General features: G+C 69.8%; 14 protein-coding genes and 2 pseudogenes. 6 read left to right on the top strand and 10 right to left on the bottom strand.

Features of this window, described 5'->3' with window-relative positions; translation table 11 throughout:
* Window positions 1-219: 219 nt before the first annotated feature.
* Window positions 220-462, top strand: coding sequence for a DUF7455 domain-containing protein (locus tag FB561_RS26160; protein WP_238335064.1), 243 nt, complete (start codon window positions 220-222; stop codon window positions 460-462).
* 111 nt (window positions 463-573) lie between these two features.
* Here FB561_RS26160 and FB561_RS26155 read toward each other — a convergent pair whose 3' ends face one another.
* Window positions 574-2049, bottom strand: coding sequence for an aminotransferase-like domain-containing protein (locus FB561_RS26155; protein WP_202880740.1), 1476 nt, complete (start codon window positions 2047-2049; stop codon window positions 574-576).
* Window positions 2050-2138: 89 nt separating this feature from the next.
* Between FB561_RS26155 and FB561_RS26150 the strand changes: the two genes are divergently transcribed.
* A complete protein-coding gene (locus FB561_RS26150) occupies window positions 2139-2771 on the top strand; it encodes a LysE family translocator (protein WP_145811161.1) in 633 nt (210 codons plus the stop codon).
* Between the two features lie 49 nt (window positions 2772-2820).
* Here FB561_RS26150 and FB561_RS26145 read toward each other — a convergent pair whose 3' ends face one another.
* Window positions 2821-4833, bottom strand: a complete 2013-nt coding sequence (locus FB561_RS26145; RefSeq protein ID WP_145811160.1) for an amylo-alpha-1,6-glucosidase — start codon at window positions 4831-4833, stop codon at window positions 2821-2823.
* A gap of 41 nt (window positions 4834-4874) precedes the next feature.
* Between FB561_RS26145 and FB561_RS26140 the strand changes: the two genes are divergently transcribed.
* The 4 genes from FB561_RS26140 to FB561_RS26125 all read left to right on the top strand — a co-directional run bounded on the left by FB561_RS26140 (window position 4875) and on the right by FB561_RS26125 (window position 8341).
* Entirely contained in the window at window positions 4875-5360 is a 486-nt protein-coding gene (locus FB561_RS26140) for a DUF456 domain-containing protein (protein WP_145811159.1), read from the top strand.
* Window positions 5361-5482: 122 nt separating this feature from the next.
* Complete coding sequence (locus FB561_RS26135; RefSeq protein WP_145811158.1) at window positions 5483-6040, top strand: hypothetical protein; 558 nt, start codon at window positions 5483-5485, stop codon at window positions 6038-6040.
* A 79-nt stretch (window positions 6041-6119) separates the two neighbouring features.
* Window positions 6120-6821, top strand: a complete 702-nt coding sequence (locus FB561_RS26130; RefSeq protein WP_145811157.1) for a response regulator transcription factor — start codon at window positions 6120-6122, stop codon at window positions 6819-6821.
* A complete protein-coding gene (locus tag FB561_RS26125; RefSeq protein WP_145811156.1) occupies window positions 6821-8341 on the top strand; it encodes a sensor histidine kinase in 1521 nt (506 codons plus the stop codon). The genes FB561_RS26130 and FB561_RS26125 overlap by 1 nt, the downstream gene beginning before the upstream one ends.
* 2 nt (window positions 8342-8343) lie before the next feature.
* Here FB561_RS26125 and FB561_RS26120 read toward each other — a convergent pair whose 3' ends face one another.
* The 8 genes and pseudogenes from FB561_RS26120 to FB561_RS26090 all read right to left on the bottom strand — a co-directional run bounded on the left by FB561_RS26120 (window position 8344) and on the right by FB561_RS26090 (window position 15266).
* Window positions 8344-9324, bottom strand: coding sequence for an MFS transporter (locus FB561_RS26120; RefSeq protein ID WP_202880739.1), 981 nt, complete (start codon window positions 9322-9324; stop codon window positions 8344-8346).
* 46 nt (window positions 9325-9370) lie between these two features.
* Window positions 9371-9742: pseudogene (locus FB561_RS39280) on the bottom strand (MFS transporter); the annotation flags it as partial.
* Window positions 9743-9804: 62 nt separating this feature from the next.
* On the bottom strand, window positions 9805-10470 hold the full coding sequence (locus tag FB561_RS26115) for a YidC/Oxa1 family membrane protein insertase (protein ID WP_145811155.1): 666 nt from the start codon (window positions 10468-10470) through the stop codon (window positions 9805-9807).
* A gap of 69 nt (window positions 10471-10539) precedes the next feature.
* A complete protein-coding gene (locus tag FB561_RS26110; RefSeq protein ID WP_145811154.1) occupies window positions 10540-10788 on the bottom strand; it encodes a DUF6412 domain-containing protein in 249 nt (82 codons plus the stop codon).
* A gap of 3 nt (window positions 10789-10791) precedes the next feature.
* Window positions 10792-12143 (bottom strand): annotated as a pseudogene (locus FB561_RS26105) (RNA polymerase sigma factor).
* A 198-nt stretch (window positions 12144-12341) separates the two neighbouring features.
* Window positions 12342-12962: an HhH-GPD-type base excision DNA repair protein gene (locus tag FB561_RS26100; RefSeq protein WP_145811152.1), complete on the bottom strand. Its 621-nt coding sequence runs from the start codon at window positions 12960-12962 to the stop codon at window positions 12342-12344.
* 1 nt (window position 12963) lies between these two features.
* Window positions 12964-13377 (bottom strand): universal stress protein, encoded by a 414-nt coding sequence (locus FB561_RS26095; protein WP_145811151.1) that lies wholly within the window; start codon window positions 13375-13377, stop codon window positions 12964-12966.
* Between the two features lie 410 nt (window positions 13378-13787).
* The gene (locus tag FB561_RS26090) at window positions 13788-15266 is read right to left on the bottom strand and encodes a glutamate-cysteine ligase family protein (RefSeq protein WP_145811150.1); all 1479 of its coding nucleotides are present in this window, start codon (window positions 15264-15266) and stop codon (window positions 13788-13790) included.
* Between the last annotated feature and the right edge of the window lie 82 nt (window positions 15267-15348).

Here is a 15348-nt window from a genome sequence, read left to right as displayed (position 1 = left end):
CGGGACTGCGCGCAGAGTGAACAGTCGATGGCGCACAGTGAAAGTAGACACGCCCGACACTCGCCGGAAACATCAGATCGCCCGAATCCGAAACGATTCCCCGTCAATATGCGTCATAAGGGAACAGGTGGTTCGTCTCACATTCGGACACGCTGCACCTACCGGGAAGCGATCCGCATGTCAGGATGTTGCTATCTGGTGAGTACGGAACTAGATGAGATGAGGCCTCAAGTGACTACAGCACTCGCCCCGAGTTCGACCCTGTCGGCTGCGGACCGTTGTGACCGCTGCGGCGCGCAGGCCTACGTCCGTGTCACCCTGACCAGCGGTGGGGAGCTTCTGTTCTGCGCCCACCACAGCCGGGAGCACGCGGAGAAGCTGCGCAACATCGCGGTCACCATCCACGACGAGACGGGCCGGCTCGACGCCGCCCCGACCATCGACGCGGAGGACGAGCGGTAACCGGCCTCATGAGGCGCCAACGGCGGCGCCCTTCCCTCCCCCTCTAAGACCATTCGATGGCGGTCACCCGGACAGGGCGGCCGCCATCCGTCATGTCCGGCCGCTGCCGGCTCAGACAACCGGGACGCCGGGCGCGGGCCCATGCCGGCGGAACTCGTGCCAGGCGCCCGCCAGCCGGTCCACGGCGTCGTCCAGTACTCGCTCGGGATAGGCGAACGGGATCCGCAGGTGGCCGTCGTGTTCCCCGGTCGGATCCATCGCCCGGCCGGCGACGACCTCGACCCCGTGCCGCAACGCGATCTGCGCGAACACCCGCGCGTCCGTGTCGGGCAGCCGGATCCACAACGCCGATCCGCCGTCGGGCTCGACCCAGCTCCACTCCGGCAGCCGCTCGGCCAGTAGGCGACCCACGTACGCACGCCGCGCGGTCGCGAGCCGGGCGCGTTCCGCGGTGACCTCCGGGAGCTTCGGCAACAATCTCGCGGTGAGGGCCTGGTCGATGATCGGGCTGCCGAGATCGGCGAGCGCCTTGTGCCGGGCGAGCCGCTCGGCCAGCGGACGCGGTGCGCGGATCCAGCCGATCCGCAGTCCGCCCCAGACCGCTTTCGACACCGACCCGATCGTCAGCACCTCCGCATTCTTCGGCGCGAACGCGGCCAGCGGCGGCGGAATGTCCGGCCCGGCCGGATCCCAGGCGGAATACGCGTTGTCCTCGACCACCACGACGCCGTATTTCGCGGCGAGTTCGGCCACCTGGCGACGGCGTGCCGTGGCCATCAGCCGGCCGGTCGGATTGTGGAACGTCGGCATCACGAACAGCATCGCCGGGTGGTGCTCCCGGAACGCGGCCTCGAGCAGGTCCGGCCGGATCCCGGCATCGTCCAGCGGTACGCCGACCACGCGGCCGCCGGCGGCACCGAACAGGTCGAAGCACCCCGGCCAACTCGGTTGCTCGATCACCACGGCCGCGCCGGACCGCAGGTACATCTGGGTGACCAGCGCGATCGCCTGATGCGCCCCGCTCGTCACGACCACCTCGTCCGCGCTGGTCGGGAGGCCGCCGTCGGTGAAGTGTTCGGCCACGCGTTCGCGGAGTACGCCGAGTCCCCGGGGGTGGTAGCCGACGTCCTGGAGCAGCAGCGGCAGCTCGTCCTTGGCGAGGTCGGCCAGCTCGGCCGCGACCTCGGGGATGCCGGGGTCGACGGCGTACGTCATCGCGATCACGTCGCCCGGTCCGACCGCGATCCGGTGGAACAGCGACTCGCCGTATCCGGTCGGGATCCGCCGGTCCGCGGTCGAACGGCCCCGGCTCGCCGAGCGGGCGACCGTCGTACCGCTCCCCCGGCGGCTCTCGACCAGACCACGGGCCCGGAGTTCGTCGTACGCCGCGACGACGGTGCTCCGGCTGACCGCGAGGGCGTCGGCGAGCCGGCGTTCCGCGGGCAGGCGGGCGCCGACCGGCAGCTCGGCCGAACCGACCAACGCCGCGATCGAGTCCGCCAACCGCCGGTACAGGCCGCCCGGTTGGCCGGTCAGCCGTCGGCCGATCAGGTCCGCGAGGACGTCGGGATCGCCAGAACGGTCCACTTCACCTCCCATTGGCACGGGTGGACTGCATCCAGTCCCGCCAGGCTAGTCGCGACAGACAGTCCACTTGGAGAGCGGAGGCCGGCGGGATGGGGATCGGGCAGGGATTGGGGTTCGTCGGGGCGACGGTGGTGCTGGTCGGGCTTCCGGGTCCGAACAACCTGTACATCTCGCTGCGCAGCCTGACCCAGGGCCGGCGGGCCGGTGTGGTCTCGGCGATCGCGATCGAGACCGGCACCGTCGTCTACATCCTGGCCGCGGCCCTCGGTCTGGCGGCCCTGGTCCAGACGTCGCCGGGGATCATCACCGCTATCTCGCTGACCGGCGCCACCTACCTCGCGTACCTCGGCCTGCGGACCCTGCGCCGACCCGCCGCCGCCGAGCCGACAGCGACCCTGGCTGTCGAGCCGTTGGGCCGGATCTTCCGGGCCGGCGTGCTGGTGAACCTGCTGAACCCGAAGGCGGCGCTCTTCTTCCTCGCCTTCCTCCCGCAGTTCGCCACCAGCGGCGCCGGACCGGAGCAACTCCGCAACGAGCTGCTGCTCCTCGGTCTCGCGGTGCTCGTGATCGGCCTCGCGCTCGACCTCTGCTACGCCGTCGGCGCCGCCGAACTCGGCCGCCGTCTCAAGCCCACCGGCCGCGGCCAGACCGTCCAACGCTGGACGGTCGCCGGCATCTACCTCGCCATTGCCGCCGCGGCCGCGATCAGCGCCATCGGTTAGGTCGTGTCTGGTAATCCCGCGCAGTAGGTGTGGGATTACCAGACACGACCTAGTCCGTGGAGACGGTGAGCTCTCCGTTCTCGTACTCGACGGAGACGGTCCTCTCGCCGATCTTCAGGCCGTGCAGCTGGAGTCGCTGCCAGGGGAAGGGATCGGCCGGGGTGAGATCGAGCGTGCCCCGCGGTACATGCGGTTCGACCCCGAGCGCGGCCACGACGACCGCGATCGCGGAGGCGGCCGCCCACGCCTGCGGGCGGCAGGACAGCGGGTACGGCGTCGGGGTGCTCTCCTCGGCCGTCCCCGCGCCGCCGTACAGCTCGGGCATCCGGTACTCGAATCCTTCGGCGGCATCGAGCAGACCCCGCACGTACTTGGTCGCGGTCGTGCCCTGGCCCGCGGCGTACAGGCCCTGGACCGTCATCGCGGTGTCGTGCGGCCAGACGCTGCCGGTGTGGTACCCGAGCGGGTTGAAGGCGGTCATTGCCGAGGACAACGTTCTCAGGCCGAACCCGCTGTCGAGCTGCTCCTCGCCCAGCAACGCGGCGACGACGGCCTCCTCCTGCGGGTCGAGCAGGCCGGTCCCGAGCAGGTGGCCCATGTTCGACGCGGGACCCGCGACCGGGCGCTTCTCGCCGTCGAGCGCGATCGCGGGATACCCGTCGACCCAGAAGGTGGCGCGGAAGCGTTCCTTCAGTGCGGCGGCCCAGCCGGTCCACTCGTCGGCCCCGGGCAGACCGAAGGCCGTCAGCAACTCGGCACCCGCGACCGCGGCGGCGTACGCGTAGCCCTGTACCTCACACAGGGCGATCGGCGCCTTGGCCAGAGTGCCGTCGGGCCACTGGACCGAGTCGCTCGAATCCTTCCAGCCCTGGTTCGCGAGACCGTGGCCGGACTCGTCGATGTACTCCAGGAAGCCGTCGCCGTCGGGGTCGGCGTAGTCGCGGATCCAGGCGAGCGCGTTCTGCAGGTTCGGCAGCAGCTCCTCGACCTCGGTGGGCGGCATCCCCCACCGCCACGCCTTGTGCAACGTGGTGATCCAGAGCTGGGTGGCGTCGTGGGTGCCGTAGTACACGGCGGGCAGGACGAGGCCGCCACCGTGGTCGGCGACCTCGGCGCGGAGCTCGTGCGGAATCTTGCCCGGCTGCTCGGCGGCGTCCGGGTCCACCTTCGTCCCCTGCCGGCGAGCCAGCGCCCGGAGCGTCCCGGCGGCGAGGCCCGGGTCCACCGGCAGCAGCATGCCGGACGAGATCAGCGAGTCCCGGCCGAACAAGGTCAGGTACCACGGTGGGCCGGCGCCGAGATAGCGGTCGCCGGCCGGACCGTCCGCGGCCAGTTGGAGCCCGGCCACGTCGTCGAGCGACCGGCGTACCCAGCGCTGCAGCCGCGCGTCCTCGCTGGCGGCCACCACCTCGCCGTACGTGATCCGCTCGGCCGGCGGCTCGATCGTGAACCCCTCGGTCGCCGGGAAATCGCCGCTCACAGTGACCGCGACCGTTGTCTCCTCGCCCGCAGGAACGGAGAGCTGCCAGGAGACCTCGCCTGGTACTTCGCCGAGCGAGAGCGGCGCCGGCTCGAGGAGAGCGGTCACGGTTGTGCCCGCGCTCTCCCAGCGCAAACCGGTCGCACCGACAACGGCCGGCTCCAGAGCGGGAAGGTCCGCGGCCGCTTCGCTGCGAACGGCCGCGGTCCCGGCGAGATCGGTGCCTAGGGCAAGCGTAACGGTGCAGTCGACGGTGACGTGGGAGTTGTTGACGAGGGTGAGCTGCTCGGTCATGCCGTCACCGGCCACCGAGCGGGTGCGGTGCAGCAGGACGGTCGGGTCGTGGCCCGCGTCGCCCAGACCCTCGATCACGGCCGTGTGCCGGGTGGTCCAGGCGGTGGGCTCGTCGACGTGGACCGGGAGCGGCTCGCGGCCGTCGACGGTGACCCTCGAGGTGGCCAGGACGCGGCGGTCGCGGGCGTACACCCCTTCGGCGCCGTGGCTGGTGAGTTGGCCGGATCGAGGGGACAGCGCCACCCAGGGAGCGGCGACCGCGGTGACCAGATCATGCAGATAGGGCATGCGTCCACCCTAAGCGGAGGGATTTGCGGCAGAGTGGCAGCGTGAACAGCGTTGCGACCGTCCTGGTCGGTGTCGCGATCTTCGTGGGGATCGCCGGCATCGTGATTCCGATCCTGCCCGGCGCGCTGCTCAGCCTGGCCGCGATCCTGGTCTGGGCCCTGATCGAACAGAGCCCGACCGGCTGGGTCGTCCTCTCCGCGGCCGTCGCCCTCATCGGTGCGAGCCAGGTGGTCAAGTACATCGTGCCCGAGCGCCGGCTGCGCGAGTCCGGGGTGCCGAGACGGTCGATGATCATCGGGGTGCTGCTCGGGATCGTCGGCTTCTTCGTGATTCCGGTGATCGGCATGTTCGTCGGCTTCCCGATCGGTGTGTACCTGTCCGAGTGGCAGCGGCAAGGCGCGCACGGCCCGGCCTGGACGTCCACCAAGCACGCCCTCCGCGCTACTGGGCTGTCGATCCTGATCGAGCTGATCGGCACCTCGCTCGCCGCCGCCGTCTGGCTCGCCGCCGTCATCTTCCTGGTCTGACGGCCGCACACTGCCAGGATTTTGCCAGCTTCGCCGGAGCCTCGTCTCAGGTCCGCTCGGCAGTGTGGGACGACCAGTACCAGGCGCGGAGTCCGGTACGCAGTCACGGGAGGCACAGCAGTATGGCGTCGTTCCAGAAACTCACCGACAAACCGTGGCGACTGGCCGGGACCGTCGCCGCGGTGGCCGTCACCACAGCGGCTGGCGGGGTCGCCTGGGCCACCACCAATGCCGACACCCCGTCCCCCTCGCAGTCCCCCTCCCAGGCACCGTCGGCGAGTCCGTCGGCGCCGTCCGACCAGGACCAGCGCGGTCCGGGCAAGGGACCGGGGCGACACGGCGAGCTGGGGATGTTCGGCGGAGCCCTGCACGGCGAGTTCGTGGTCGAGAAGGACGGCGGCGGCTACCAGACCGTCGCCACGCAGCGCGGCGAGGTGACCGCGGTCAGCAAGGACTCGATCACGGTCAAGAGCGCCGACGGGTACACCAAGCAGTACACGCTGACCGAGGACACGTTGGTGAACTCGGCCCGCGACGGTATCGACGACGTGAAGACCGGCAACCAGGTGACCGTGCTCGCGACCGCGGCCGACGGCAAGGCGACCGCGACCAGCGTCAGCGACACGACGGTGCGCCAGGAGGCCCAGGAGAAGTGGGGGTTCAAGCGCGGTCCCCGCTGATCCGGACCGGGCCGACACTCACAGCGGATTGCCAGGAAGCTCCCAGGGTTCTGCTGGGTCCGGGCGGCAGACTGGGGCCATGAGCCCGCATCTGCTGGTGGTCGACGACGAACCGAACATCGTCGAGCTGCTGTCCGCGAGTCTCCGGTTCGCCGGGTACGAGGTGTCCACGGCGAGTCACGGCACAGAGGCGCTGCGCAAGGCCCGTGAGGTCGAGCCGGACCTGGTCGTGCTGGACGTGATGATGCCCGGCCTGGACGGGTTCGAGGTGGTCCGCCGGCTGCGCGGTGAGGACCGGCACGTACCGGTGCTGTTCCTCACCGCGCGGGACGCCGTCGAGGACAAGGTGCTCGGCCTGCAGACCGGTGGCGACGACTACGTGACCAAGCCGTTCAGCCTGGACGAGCTGGTTGCCCGGGTCCGCGCTCTGCTGCGCCGGTCCGGACACCGCGAGCAGGTCGCGACCGAGGCCGCGGTGCTTAAGTACGCCGACCTGGAGCTCAACGAGGACAGCTACGAGGTGTTCAAGTCGGGCGAGCCGGTGCAGTTGTCGCTCACCGAGTTCAAGCTGCTGCGCTGCCTGCTGGAGAACGCGGAGCGGGTGATGTCGAAGGGGCAGATCCTGTCGGCGGTGTGGAACTACGACTTCGCCGGTGACGCGGGCGTGGTCGAGTCGTACATGTCGTACCTGCGCCGCAAGGTGGACACTGGTGAGCCGAAGCTGCTGCACACGGTCCGCGGCGTCGGCTACGTGCTGCGTACTCCGCGGGGCGCGAGCTGATGCAGGGACACCGCCGGCTGGCGGACCGCTATCCGCTGCGGATCACGATCGTCCTGGTCCTACTCGCCCTGGTGACCGCGGCGCTGGTCGCGTCCGGGCTGGTCGCGACCACGATCATGCGCGGCTACCTGACCGACCGGGTGGACACCCAGCTGAGCGAGGCCGCCCGGCCGATCGTGAACCGGCCGTGGCTCGGCGCAGACCGGCCGCCGCCGGAGAACACCCAGAACCGTCCGCCGCTGCCGAGCGCGTTCTACGTGCAGGCGTTCCGCGCGGACGGGTCCGAGACCCAGGGCGGCGCGTTCCGGCAGCCGTTGCGCGAGTCGGAGAGCCAGCCGAAGCTGCCGGCCCTGACCCTGCAGCAAGTGGTTGCCCGGAACAACCAGCCGTTCAACGCCCCGGCGGCGAGCGGCGGTGACACCTGGCGGGTGGTCGCGGTCCCGCTGAGCGGCGACCGCGGGTACGTGATGGTCGCGCAGAGCCTCGGCGACATGAACAAGACGATCCAGCGGCTCGTCGGCGTCCAGGTGGCGACCGGGGTGATCCTGCTCGTCCTGCTGGCCGGCGTCGGTACGTACGTCGTCCGCCGGAGCCTGCGTGGTCTCGAGGACGTCGAGCACACCGCGGTCGCCATCGCCGGCGGCGACCTCGGCCGCCGGGTACCGCAACGCGATCCGCGGACCGAGGTCGGCCGGTTGTCGCTCGCGCTCAACCAGATGCTCGGGCAGATCGAGAACGCGTTCGCCCAGCGCACCGCGTCGGAGTTCGCGGCCCGCCGCTCCGAGGACGCCGCGCGCCGCTCCGAGGAGGTCGCGCGCCGGTCGGAGGAGAACGCGCGCCAGTCCGAGGACCGGATGCGCCGGTTCATCGCCGACGCGAGCCACGAACTGCGGACGCCGCTGACCTCGATCCGCGGGTTCGCCGAGCTGACCCGGCAGCGGGGCGGTACCGCGGATCCGGTGACGATGCAGCGGATCGAGGACGAGGCCAAGCGGATGGGGTTGCTCGTCGACGACCTGCTCCTGCTCGCCCGGCTCGACCAGCAGCGGCCCTTGCAGAACCAGCCGGTCGACCTGCTGACGCTCGCGGGCGACTCGGTCCACGACGTCGAGGCGGTCCAGCCGGGCCGGGCGATGAGCCTGCAGATCCTGCCCGATTCCGGTGCGCCCGTGGTCGACGGCGACGAGTCGCGACTACGTCAGGTCCTCGGCAACCTGGTCAGCAACGCGCTCCACCACACGCCGGTCGACACACCGATCACGGTCTCGGTCGGGACCCGGGACGGCGAGGCCGTGCTCGAGGTGGCCGACCGCGGTCCCGGGCTGTCCGACGAGCAGAAGGCCCGCGTGTTCGAGCGGTTCTACCGCGCCGACTCGGCCCGGACCAGGGCCACCGGCGGTTCCGGCCTCGGCCTGTCGATCGTCGCTGCGCTGGTCGCTGCCCATCGCGGCCGGGTCACCGTGACGGACACTCCGGGCGGCGGCGTGACCTTCACGGTCCACCTCCCGCTCGCGCCCTGACCTCAGCTGTCCTGCTGTTTGTCCTGCTTGCGCGGGGTCAGCGGCGGCAGCGGCTCGGCCTTGCCGACGACGAACGCGTACGTCAGCGCGCCGATCACCGCGACGCCCGCGGCCACCCCGAACGACGGCCCGTACGACCCGTCGTACACGTCGAGCAGGAGGCCGAAGAGGAACGGGCTGATGATGCCCGCGATGTTCGAGGCGAAGTTCTGGATCCCGCCGATCGACGCGACGTGCCGCGAACTCGGGGCGACGTCCCCCGGCAAGGACCAGATCCCGGTGGCCGCGATCGCCAGGCTCGCGTACGAGATCGCCAGGAAGATCAGCGCGACGTAGACCGACGACGCGGGCGCCGCGAACACGATCGCCGCACCGCCGAGCAGGCCGCCGACCATGATCGTCTTGCGGACCCGGGTGACGTCGGCACCGCGGCGGATCCGGCGGTCCGCGACCAGGCCGGCGATCCAGGCGCCGACGATCGCGGTGATCCCCGGCAACGTCCCGAGAGTGCCGAGCTCGGCCAGGTCCAGGCCGCGGGCGTCCTTGAGATACGACGGGAACCAGGTCAGGAAGAAGTAGATGACGAAGTTCAGGCAGAAGAAACCGAGCATCATCCCGCGCACGGTCCGGTACTTGAACAGGTCCCGCCAGCGGACGTTCACCGCGTCCTCGTCGTCGGTCTCCTCCAGCCGCGCGCCGTGGTTGGCGATGTACTCGCGCTCCTCCTCGTTCGCGTGCTTGTGCTCTCGTGGATCGCGGTAGTACCAGTACCAGGCCGCCGCCCAGACCAACCCGGCCGCGCCCAGGACGACGAAGGAGAAGTGCCAGCTGACCAAGGCGATCAGCGCCGTCACCACCGGCAGTGCGAGCACCGTGCCGACCCGGGAGCCGGAGTCGATCACCGCGGTCGAGAACGCTCGCTCGTGCTTGGGGAACCAGCGGGACGCGGCCTTGGTGGCACTCGGGTACGCCCGGGGCCTCACCGGCTCCGAGCGCGAACCGGAACAGGAACAACGACCAGAACCCCCGCGCCAGCGGAGTCAGCGCGGTGACCACGGACCACCACACCGCCGCGACCGTGAACGCCTTCCGCGAGCCGACCCGGTCCGCGAACCAGCCGGCCGCGAGCATCGCCCCGTCGTACGCCCAGAAGATGGCGCCGAGGATCAGCCCCTTCTCCGCGTTGCTGAGATCGAGGTGCAGGTCGTCCTCGATGAACGGCAGGGCGACGCTCAGATTGGCCCGGTCCAGGTAGTTCAGCGAGAGCCCGACGAAAGCGAGCGCGAGAATCAGATAGCGAGTCCGGCTCGCGCCGGGTGGCGCCTTCACCACGGGGGTGGTGGTCACTGTGTGCCTCCGATCGATGGCGGATCGTCGAGACGTTACCCACTCCCCCGTCATGTCACGACAAACAGTCCACTCCACGGAACGGCGCCGTCACGCTCAGCTCGCGGTATCGCGGGCTAACGCTGCAGGATGCTTCGTTCGACCAAGGTCCAGGTGGTGGTGATCAGCAGGTAGAGGCCGGCCGCCGGCGGTACGAAGGCCGCCGTGGCGAGGGTGCCGAACGGGGCCAGGCGCGTGATTCGACGGGTCAGCGGGGTGGCCGACTCGTCGAGGCGGCGGACCTGGCGCCGGGAGGACAACCACGCCACCACGCCGAGCAGCACGGCCAGCGCGAGGTACGCCGGGGTCGCCGCGAACAACGGCCAATGCAGGCCGAGTAGGGATCCGGCGAGCAGCTGGTTCGCCTGGCCGGCGATCACGGTGGTCGAGAACACGGTGTACAGCAACCAGAAGAACGGCAGTTGCGCGAGCATCGGCAGGCAACCGGCGAGCACCGTGGTCCCGGACGACTGCTGGAGGTCGGCCATCTCCCGCTTCAGCCGGTCCGGGTCGTCGCGGTGCTTCTCGCTCAACTCGCGGAGCTGCGGCAACAACGCGGTGCGGGACTGCTCACCGCGGTGCGCGGCGAGGCTGAGTGGGAGTAGAAGGAGGCGGACGGCGAGGGTACAGAGGACGATCGCCACGACCGCGGAGTACTGGCCGGTGAGCGGTTCGATCGCGGTGACGAGGGACGTGACGAGGTGGTACGCGCCGGCGATGGGCGCGTCGAGGAATCCGGGCATGACTGAGCTCCACAACAGAGAAGGAATCGGACAGCGCTGCAGTGGGCCGCCTACCAGGGCGGCCCGGCGCTACTGTCCGGGAGCTCGGGGACGTGGACGCCCGGGCGCACCGGGGTCCCGCAGCCGCAGGAACGCGACCTGCTCGGAGCGCTCGCGCGCGGCGACCGCGCGGACCGGGACCAGCACCGGTGCGGAGCGGCGGGAGACAAGCAGGGCGGACAACAGAACGGCCGCCGCCGTGAGCACGGCGGCGGCCAGGAACGGCGAGTCGAGGGCAGCGATCGCCGACGACAGTGCGGCGGCGATCAGCTGGCCCATCGATCAGTCCAGGTAGTCGCGGAGGACCTGCGAGCGGGACGGGTGCCGCAGCTTCGACATCGTCTTCGACTCGATCTGCCGGATCCGCTCCCGGGTGACGCCGTAGACCTTGCCGATCTCGTCCAGTGTCTTCGGCTGGCCGTCGGTGAGGCCGAAGCGCATCGAGACCACACCGGCCTCGCGCTCGGACAGTGTGTCCAGGACCGCGTGCAGCTGCTCCTGCAGCAGCGTGAACGAGACCGCCTCGGCCGGCACGATCGCCTCGGAGTCCTCGATCAGGTCGCCGAACTCGGAGTCGCCGTCCTCACCGAGCGGGGTGTGCAGCGAGATCGGCTCGCGGCCGTACTTCTGCACCTCGATGACCTTCTCCGGGGTCATGTCGAGCTCCTTGGCGAGCTCCTCCGGAGTGGGCTCGCGGCCCAGGTCCTGCAGCATCTGGCGCTGGACGCGGGCCAGCTTGTTGATGACCTCGACCATGTGCACCGGGATGCGGATGGTGCGGGCCTGGTCGGCCATCGCGCGGGTGATCGCCTGCCGGATCCACCAGGTCGCGTACGTCGAGAACTTGTAGCCCTTGGTGTAGTCGAACTTCTCCACCGCGCGGATCAGGCCGAGGTTGCCCTCCTGGATCAGGTCCAGGAACAGCATGCCGCGACCGGTGTACCGCTTGGCCAGCGACACCACCAGGCGCAGGTTGGCCTCGAGCAGGTGGTTCTTCGCCCGCCGGCCGTCCTCGGAGATCCAGTCGTACTCGTCCTTGACCTTCTCCTTGAGCTTGGCGTCCTCGTCGGCCAGCTGCTCCTCGGCGAACAGGCCGGCCTCGATCCGCTTGGCGAGCTCGACCTCCTGCTCGGCGTTCAGCAGCGGGACCTTGCCGATCTGCTTCAGGTAGTCCTTGACCGGGTCGGCGGTGGCCCCGGCGACCATCACCTGCTGCTCGGGCTCGTCGGTCTCGTCGGCCTCGGAGACGATGAAGCCCTGGTCCTCGGTGAGCTCCTTCTCCAGCGGCTTCACCGCGTCCGGCTGGAAGTCCGCCTCGTCGACGTCGTCCAGCGCGCGGGGCTTCCCGGTCTTCGGGTCGATCGACAGACCCGCCTCGGACACGGCCTTCTTCGCCGGCGCCTTCTTGGCGGCGGCCTTCTTCGCGGGAATACCGTCCTCCTTGCTGGACGCAGCTACCTTCTTGGCCGCGGGGGCTGGCTTCTTCACTGCTGCCTTCTTCGCGGCTTGATCGGGAACGCGGGCGCTGGTCCTCGGAGCCGTGCTCCGGGCGGTGGCGGCCACGGCCCGGGCGGACTCGGCGGCAAGGTTCTCGGACGAGCTGGACGACACGAATTACCTCTCGTCTGACGCAGGGTTTCTGTACGGCAATACGACGTTGCGGTGGTGCTGGTGGAGCCTCGGAGTGTGGTGCTGCTCGCTGGTCAGGCGGCGGCAACAGTCCATTGTAATCCGCGAGCCAAGCTCAATCGCCGCGCGGCCCCCGGAACGGCGTGCCTTCTCCGGCGCCTGCCCGCCTGCGCGAGCGAGCACCGGAGCCGTCGGTTCAGCACTCAACTGTTCCGGGTCTGCCGTAACGGGCGCGCCACCACCCGCTGCTGAGCAACCTGCTGGGCCTGCTTGAACTGCCTCACTTTCACCAAGGACGCCACGTCGATCACGTCCGCGACGGACTTGAAGGCGCCGTCCTCGCCGTACGGCTCGGACGCCTCCCGCCAGCCGCGCGGCCGGACCTTGAGCTGCTTGCCGAGCAGCGCGACGAAGATCTTCGCCTTCTGCGCGCCGAACCCGGGCAGGGCCGACAGCCTGGCGAGCAGGTCGTCCCCGGACTTCACATCGGACCAGACCGCCGAGGCGTTACCGCCGTACTCCTCGTCCAGGTGCTTGGCCAGGGTCTGGATCCGGGCGGCCATCGCGGTCGGAAACCGATGCACGGCGGGCGGGCCGGCGACCACCTCGACGAACCCGTCCGGGTCGTAGGCGGCGACCGTGCAGGGGTCGAAGGCGCCCTGCATCCGCTTGGCGATCAGGACCGGTCCGGCGAAGGCTCGCTCCATCGGGATCTGCTGGTCCAGCAACATGCCGATCATCAGCGCGAACGGGTCCCGGCTCAGCATCTCGTCGGCGTCCGGCTGCTGGGCCAGGCACAGCTTCCTGCTGCGAGTCGAAGTCACCTCAGTCCTCCCCTTCCTCGGCCTTGACGGCCAGCACCGGACACGGAGCGTCGAGCAGCACCCGCTGGGCGTTGCTGCCGAGGATGAGCTTGCCGACCGGGGATCGGCGCCGCAGGCCGATCACGATGAACTCGGCCTGCACTTGTTCGGCGACGGCCACCAGGTCCTCCGCCGGATCGAGTCCCCGCACCAGTTGCCGTACCTCGTACGGCACACCGGTCGAGTCGAGTTGTTCGCGTACTTCTCTGAGCGCGGCGTCACTGGCCGCGGCCTCGTCGCTGTCGAAGCTGCGGCCGCCCCGGTGCGAGTTCACCACCACCAACTTGGCGGAGCGGAGCTTCGCCTCCTCGGCCGCACGCCGAAGAGCTGCTCGCCCTTCGGCCTTCGGCACATATCCCACGACGATGGTCGTCATCGACTTGCCTCACCTCCGGGTGTCACTGTCGACCCGTTCCGAACGATACTGCCCTGAACCGGCCCCGGCATCTGTGGAAATGCACCATCTGTGTCGTGACCGTGACCGTTAGGCAGTTGTGTCCGCAACACGGTCGAGTGATCCACGAGTGGGCGTCTCGTTGGATCGTGCATACCCGCGTGGGCACCTTCTAACCTTCCGGGTGCCACACCCTTGCAGGGCCGGCGGCCGACGCGCCAGTACCGCCGAGCGTGTCGGCGTAGACGGCGCATCCCCTTTCGTATCGCGGATTCGCACCCACCCGGACGCCGCTCGCTTTGCGTGATCGGTTGCCGTCGGCAAGAGCGGAGCGGCCGCTGTCCTACGTTGTCCGGGCCTCTCCGCTTTCTTCATGCTGTTTACTAACCGGTTCAGTCGACCGGCCACTCGTGGACGGGGGTGTTCGCGTGCATGTGGTCGCGGTAGCGGCCCAGCATTCCGCGGAGCGCGTCGCGGCGGCCGTGCGATCCCTTCGTGTAGAGCCGGTGGAACTCGTCGGCCTGCCAGGCGGCGCCGTTGCGGTGGGTGAGGCAGCGCTGCTCGATGATGCCGAGCAGCCGGTCGCGGACCGCCGGGTCGACCTCCCAGGCGTCCAGCCCGCGTGATGCCAACGGCAACAGCCGGCGCAGTACCAGCTCGGTCGCGCGGGCCGTCCCGACACCGGGCCAGAAGACCTCCGCGTCGATCCCCTGCCGGGCCGCCTCGTGGAAGTTCTCCTCGGCGGCGCTGAACGACATCTGCGACCAGATCGGCCGTTCGTCGTCGGCGAGCGCGCGGACCAGGCCGAAGTAGAAGGCGCCGTTGGCCATCGTGTCGACGACGGTCGGGCCGGCCGGCAGCACTCTGTTCTCCACCCGCAGATGCGGCTTCTCCCGGACAACGTCGTAGACCGGGCGGTTCCAGCGATAGATCGTCCCGTTGTGCAGCCGGAGCTCCGCAAGAGCTGGGGTGTCGCCGCGATCCAGGACGGCGATCGGATCCTCGTCCGACGTCACCGGCAACAACGCCGGGTAGTACCGCGAGTTCTCCTCGAACAGGTCGAAGATCGAGGTGATCCAGCGTTCGCCGAACCACACCCGCGGCCGGACCCCCTGCGTCTTCAGCTCGTGCGTCCGGGTGTCCGCGGCCTGCTCGAACAACGCGATCCGGGTCTCTCGCATCAGCTCCTTGCCGAACAGGAACGGCGAGTTCGCCCCGATCGCGAGCTGGACCCCGGCGATCGCCTGCGCCGCGTTCCAGTACCGCGGGAACGCCTCGGGCGTCACCTGCAGGTGGAACTGCGTCGACGTACACGCCGCCTCGGGCAGGATGCTGTCCGCGGTGACCTTCAGCCGTTCGACGCCGTCGATCGAGATCTGCACGTCCTCACCACGGGCCGCGAAGATCTGGTCGTTGAGCAACGCGTACCGGGGGTTGGTGCTGAGCGCGTCGCGGCGGATGTGCTCGGTCAGCAACGTCGGCAGGATGCCGATCACCACCATCGACGAACCGGTCCGGGCCGCCTTCTCCTCGGCGGCGTTCAGGCTGCCCCGGATCGACTTCTCCATCGCCTCCAGCCCGGCACCGTCGATCTGGCCGGGCGGCACGTTGATCTCCACGTTGAACTGGCCGAGCTCGGTCTGGAACGCGTCGTCCTCGATCGCGCTGAGCACCTCGGTGTTCTTCATCGCCGGGTCGGACCGGTCGTCCACCAGGTTCAGCTCGATCTCGATCCCCGTCATCGGCCGCTCGGCCTCGAACCGGGACTCGCGCAACATCCGCGCGAACGCGTCCAGGTTGCGGTGGACCTGATGCCGGAACGCGGTCCGGTCGGCCCGGGTGAACTCGACCTTGTCGACTTCCTCGCCCATACGTGCCTCCCCTGGTCCCTGCGGTGCACCTTCGAGGACCCCTGCGGTGCCTCCGCTTCCCAGTACCTGGCCTCAGTCTGCC

It is taken from the genome of Kribbella amoyensis, from assembly GCF_007828865.1.
Classification (GTDB): Bacteria; Actinomycetota; Actinomycetes; order Propionibacteriales; family Kribbellaceae; genus Kribbella; species Kribbella amoyensis.
Note: the sequence above shows the minus strand (reverse complement) of the source record. Positions and strands in the feature narration are given on the sequence as shown.